Here is a 5,593-nt window from a genome sequence, read left to right on the forward strand (position 1 = left end):
ACGCACACCGTTCGGCTCACCAGTGGCCCGGTGATCGGCTGGGGCCTGCGCTGCCTGCGCACGATCCAGCTTGCCCCAAAATCAGCGCACGTCACTCTCACCAGCACGCTTCGCAAAGAGCGCGACGGCGCAGCGTTTCCCGTGGGAGCCTGGGCTGTGACCCAAGTGGGGAGTGCACCGACCTACTGGGCACGGAAGGGGAATGGCCCACTGATTGCCCATACCCGCGACCCCAAAAACTCCACCAAAGCCTTCTACGACGCCGACACGCTGGCCTCCGTACAAGGCGAGCTACTCTTTAGCGTTCGCCGCCTCCCCGCCGCGGACAACGCCGGGCTGACCTACACACCTCCCACGGATCAGGCGCAGATCTACTGCAACGCCGATGATCCCTGGTTTGCGCAAAACGGGATGACCTCCTACACCGAGCTAGAGCTGACGTCACCCCTCAAAACCCTCAAGCGCGGCGAGACCATCACGCTTGTCACCTGCTACCAGCTCGATAAAATTGACCCCAAGCGCCCCATCGAGCCGCAACTTCTAGAGCGACTCTAGCAAGTCTATGTACGTCCCGGCCACTCTTCCCCCGATTAGCCGTGCTGAGCTGTTTTCTATTGAACGAGGCAGGGGGTTTGGTGGCCAAGAACCTGTGTTTTTAGAGGCGCGCTCCTTTGAAGGAACTCTGGCTCAACATCTTGCAACGCTCTGGCAAGCACTCTCAGGCAAGGAATGGATGCGCTGTCATATTCCTGTTTATGGGATGGCCTTCTACGACGAGGCAGGACTTATCCTCAAAGCCTCGCTCTGCTGGGAGTGTAACAATATCTACTTGCACTTCCCCGATGGCAGTACAGGTTTTTGCGCCTTCAACTCTCAATCCCCCTCAGCACAGGAGCTTTTGGCTTTTTGTAAAGAGTATCTACCCCGCTCCGCTGAGCTAAAAGCCCTCACGAGCGAGCAGCGCCGCCGGGTGGAAGATGCGCTTGAAGGGAAACCCAGAGCAATTACGTGGCTGACGAGTTCCGAGGAGTTGCATGCTTTCGTCACCGCCGAAAGTATCTTGCGCCCTCAGCACATCGAAGCTCTGTGGCATATTATCCGCTATCCTCAGTGTGCCAAGGGAACTGCACTTTGGATCTTTTGGCATAGCGAGCCACTTTTCTGGCTCTCAAACTTTGCTAGCACCGAAGAAATTGCAGAGTCTCCCTCAAGGCTTTCGAGTGTCCGGAGTGAGGCACTGACTCGCGTGCCGATGTTGCTAGAGATTCAGCAGCGCTACCAGGATGGGTTCTACACTCGCGATACCGTGGCGGTTGATCCCACTGCTCTTTTACCTAAGCTTCACTCTCCTGAGTTGAAAGTTCCTATTGCGGAAGTGCTCCGCCAGCCGGTGTTTGGCGATGAAACTCAGCTATAATCGCTACATGAAACCTACATTGTTGTCTGTGTCTTCTGTTTTTAATGGCCTTGATGCCTATCTTGCGCGCCCGGAGCCTGCGTTTCGCTGGGAGAAAAAGAGCGAGAAACGGGTCGGGGATGTTTTTATTGAGGAGCTGGCGCTTGCCTCGCAGACCTGGCAGGGTAATGTCTGGCAGCACCGGGTGCAGGTCTCTCGCCCCGACAAGCTGCGCTACCCGGACTTCTGCGTGGTGCGCAATACGGGCGGCAACGGCGGGGAGCGCGATGAGGCCATGAATATCCAGCTTGCCCGCGACTCGGGGTGCACGGTAGCGACCATGTTCAATAACCCGATGCAGCCGCTCTACGGGGGACTCACCGAAGATGCCCTGATCGCCTACACTTGGCAGAAATACCTGGAAACGAACGACGAGAGCTGGCCGCTGCACTTTCCCATGGCCAAGGCGGTGCTCAAGACAATGGACGCGCTCCAGCAGCACAGCAAAAACAAGCTCCAGCGCTTCATGGTCTTTGGGGCAAGCAAGCGTGGCTGGACGACATGGCTGGTGGGGGCGAGCCAGGACAAGCGCGTGGTGGGGATCGCCCCCCAAGTGATCGATGTGCTCAAAGTCGCCCAGCAGATTCCCCATCAGCTTGATATGCTCGGGGGAAAGCCCAGCGAGGAGATCGAGGACTACGTGCGTACGGGCTTCGACAAGCTCCTGCTCACTCCACCGGGCAAGCGCCTGATGGATCTGGAAGACCCCTACTCCTACCGCGAGCGCCTGACCCTGCCCAAGCTGCTTCAGCTCGGCACGAACGATAGATACTGGGCGCAGGACGCGCTGAATCTCTACTGGGACGGCCTGCTTGGCCCCAAGTGGGTACTCTACGCGCCCAACTCCGGCCATGGCCTAGAAGACCGAGGCCGCGTGATGTCCACACTGGCCGCCTTCACACGCTCGCTGGCATCTCGCAAGCCGCTCCCGACACTGACCTGGAGCTGGAGCGCGGAAGACAATGGGGCACGTCTGCGCTTTTCCAGCACCGCCCCGATCCGCGCCGCACGGCTTTTCCGCTGCCTTGGCCCCACCACAGACTTCCGCGACCAAAAGTGGTCGTTCACGGAGCTTTCCACAAACGCACATAGCTTCGAGGCGTGGCAGCCCCAACCGAGGCGTGGCTTTGCCGCTTCCTACGGGGAAGCCACGTTTGATCTGGACGGCCAGCCCTTTACTCTCTCGACCCAGATTCGCATCTTTGGAAAATAAGGGCCTGAAGGAGAGTGACCTCTCTATAGAGAACTCTACTAAGTGTATGCCAGCGACACTACCTAAACTTCGCGTTGATCTGCTCGGGAAGCTACGACTGAGTGTGGGCACCCTTGCCACGACACGGTTTGAGACCCGCCGAACGGCACTCCTCTTGGCTCGGCTGGCGCTTCCGCCACTGCGTGAGTGGCCCCGTGAGGAGCTGATTGAGCTTCTGTGGCCCGACGAAGACCCCAGCATCACACGGACACGGTTTCGGCAAACGCTTGCTAGCCTGCGACGAGCTCTTTTGGAAGTGGGAACAGCGGAGGAGGCGGTTCTGCGCTCCAGCCGGTCGAGTGTCGGGCTGGCAGTGGAGCAGGTTGTCTGTGACGTTATTGAGCTGGAGGCGTGCCTGAAACGCGCCAGTGTCAACCCGGAGCTGCGCCGTGAGGCGCTGGATCGAGCCCTGGAGCTTTACGAGCATCACTTGTTGCCTGGCTTCTACGAGACCTGGGTGCTCAGTGAGCGGGATCGGCTGGAGAATGGGCTGCGAAGCGCTCTGATCCAGCTCTCCCAGTCGCTGACCGAGACCGATCCTGAGGCGGCGATTACCTACGCACGGGGCGCGGTCGCTCTGGATCCTCTGAGTGAGACCGCGCAGGAGCAGCTCCTAAAGCTCCTGGTGCAGCTGGGACGACCCGCCGATGCGGCACGCCACTGGAAAGAGCTGGAGCGGCTTTTCTGGAAGGAGCTTCGGACGCAGCCACCCGACTCTCTCAAGGCCGCTCTCCATGCGACACTCGCTCGCTCTACTCCTTCCTTACCTTCCTCATCCGCAGAGCCCGCTCTGGTAGCCCCCCCTCTTAGCGTGGTACCTCTACCACGAACACTCCCAACCTCTCTGGATAGTTTTGTAGGGCGTGTCGCCGAGCAAGAGCGCCTCGGGACGCTCCTTGCGGAGGGAGGTGCCTCACGTCTAGTGACCCTCACCGGCCCTCCGGGAGTGGGAAAGACACGCCTCGCTCTCGAAGTAGGGCATCGCCTGGAATCAGAGAGCGGAGAGGGCAACGTGATCTTTGTTGCGCTGGAGCAAATCACGACGGGTGAGCTGGCCTTGGTGGCGATTCACGAAGCCGCAGGTGGGCAGAGGGAAAAAGGTGCACTCCTGCCTGCGCTGACACAGCTTCTACGGATGCACCGGCAACCGCTTCTCCTACTGGACAATGCAGAAGGAGTGGGGGGGCTGGGAGAGCCGCTCCAGGCCCTGCTCCAGGGAGTCCCCGAGCTGCGCTGTCTGGTTACCTCACAGCGGCCTCTTCAGATCTCGGGCGAGCACGAGCTGGTGCTGGAACCGCTAGAGCTTGGCAGCGAAGACGCAGCACTGGCGCTTCTCCTAGACCGTGCCCGACAAGTACGTCCTGATCTGGCACTTACTCCGCAGAACCAGTCGGAGCTTCTTCAACTTTGCCGTGAGTTGGATGGACTACCGCTAGCACTGGAGCTCGCAGCAGCTTGGCTGGGGATGCTCTCCCCGGAGCAGATACGGAGCCGTCTGAAACGGGATCAGCGCCTGCTTGCACGACGTGCCACGGAGGCAGGGGTGCGCCATAGTAGCCTCCATGTCGCACTGGAGGAGAGCCTTGCACGCATTACCCCCGATCAACGGGAGATTCTGATGCGCCTGGCTGTCTTCCGAGGCGGCTGGACTCTGGAGGCCGCAGAGCATGTCTGCGAGGATCTCAGCCCCCTGGTGCTCCTTGATCTGGAGGCACTTCGAATGGCCTCTCTCATCAGTGCCTTTACCCAGCCCGATGGAGAGCATCGCTTTAAGATGCTGGAGACGGTGCGTCACTACGCCCAGCAGCGTCAGACCTCGGAGGGATTTCAAGCGGCACAAAAAAGCCACCTAAGCTACCTCTGCACCTACGCGGAGCAGCTCACGACTCTCTTTGAGTCGCCGGAGCAGCACCGCTACCTTGAGGGAATCACACAGGAGCAAGAGAACCTACAAGCGGCTTTTGAGTATGCTCGCCAGAGCGACCCAACCCTGGGAGCACGCCTTGGGGTTGCTTCCTGGCGCTACTGGGATCGTCGTGGACAGCACGAAGTCGGTATCCGCCTGCTGGAGCACTTTCTGGCCGCTCTCCCTCCACAGGAAATTCTTCTTAAGGCTCGTGTCAATGAGATGCTGGGAAGGATGTCCTTCGCTCGGCTCCGTTACCCCCTTGCCGTGAGCTACTACCGACAGAGCCAAGAGTACTACGAGCAAGCAGGTGAGCCTGCCTGCGCCGCTCTCACACAGTGCGCGGCGACGGCTTCCGTGCGGGATGCAAACCCTCTCCTTGACAACCATGAGGCTATGGAAGAGTGCCTGAGAGCCTATGCGTTTTTAGAGAGTCACGGCAGCCTTCCCCAGAAGGCCGCCGCCGCTATTCAGTGTGGCGCTTTCTATGTGAATCTAAAGGATCTCCAGACAGCAAGACAGTACATAGAACATGGCCTCGCTCTCTACCGAATCGTCGGTAATCAGCGTAGCCTTGGCTTTGCACTTTTCCAGCTAGGCCATGCCGAGCGCAATTGTGGCAACCTGCGCGGCTCGGTGCCTTTACAGGAAGAGGCTCTCGCACTGGTACGTCGGATCGGAGACGATCATTTTGTGGTGGTGACTCTCTGGAACCTCTACGAGGTTCTTTTAGAGCTGGAGGACTTTCCTGCGGCGGAGCGGTATATCCAGGAAGGTCTCCAGATAACCCAGCAGCTCGGTATGGGAACCAGCCAGACTCTCTTTCAGATAGGGCAGGGGCGTCTTCATTTTCTGCGCGGTGAGTTCGCTCAAGGCCGTCACTGGTTCCGGCAAGGACTCAAGCAAGCCGAGGCGATGGAGGCGATCATTCACCTCCTCCACTGCGCACGCTACCTGGTTCGCCTTGCTCTTAAAGAAG

The 5,593-nt window shown here is 59.3% G+C and carries 4 protein-coding genes; all 4 read left to right on the forward strand.

What is annotated here, in order from left to right; genetic code table 11:
- Nucleotides 1-555 (forward strand): hypothetical protein (locus RMO15_RS20585; RefSeq protein WP_309716336.1); only part of this gene is annotated, 555 nt, incomplete at its 5' end.
- Nucleotides 556-649: 94 nt separating this feature from the next.
- Nucleotides 650-1,417: a hypothetical protein gene (locus tag RMO15_RS20590; protein WP_309716339.1), complete on the forward strand. Its 768-nt coding sequence runs from the start codon at nucleotides 650-652 to the stop codon at nucleotides 1,415-1,417.
- A gap of 28 nt (nucleotides 1,418-1,445) precedes the next feature.
- Nucleotides 1,446-2,669: a PhoPQ-activated protein PqaA family protein gene (locus RMO15_RS20595; protein WP_309716341.1), complete on the forward strand. Its 1,224-nt coding sequence runs from the start codon at nucleotides 1,446-1,448 to the stop codon at nucleotides 2,667-2,669.
- 46 nt (nucleotides 2,670-2,715) lie between these two features.
- A partial coding sequence (locus RMO15_RS20600; protein WP_309716344.1) for a BTAD domain-containing putative transcriptional regulator occupies nucleotides 2,716-5,593 on the forward strand: 2,878 nt, incomplete at its 3' end.

Origin of the sequence: Armatimonas sp., assembly GCF_031410135.1 — a bacterium.
Classification (GTDB): domain Bacteria; phylum Armatimonadota; class Armatimonadia; order Armatimonadales; family Armatimonadaceae; genus Armatimonas.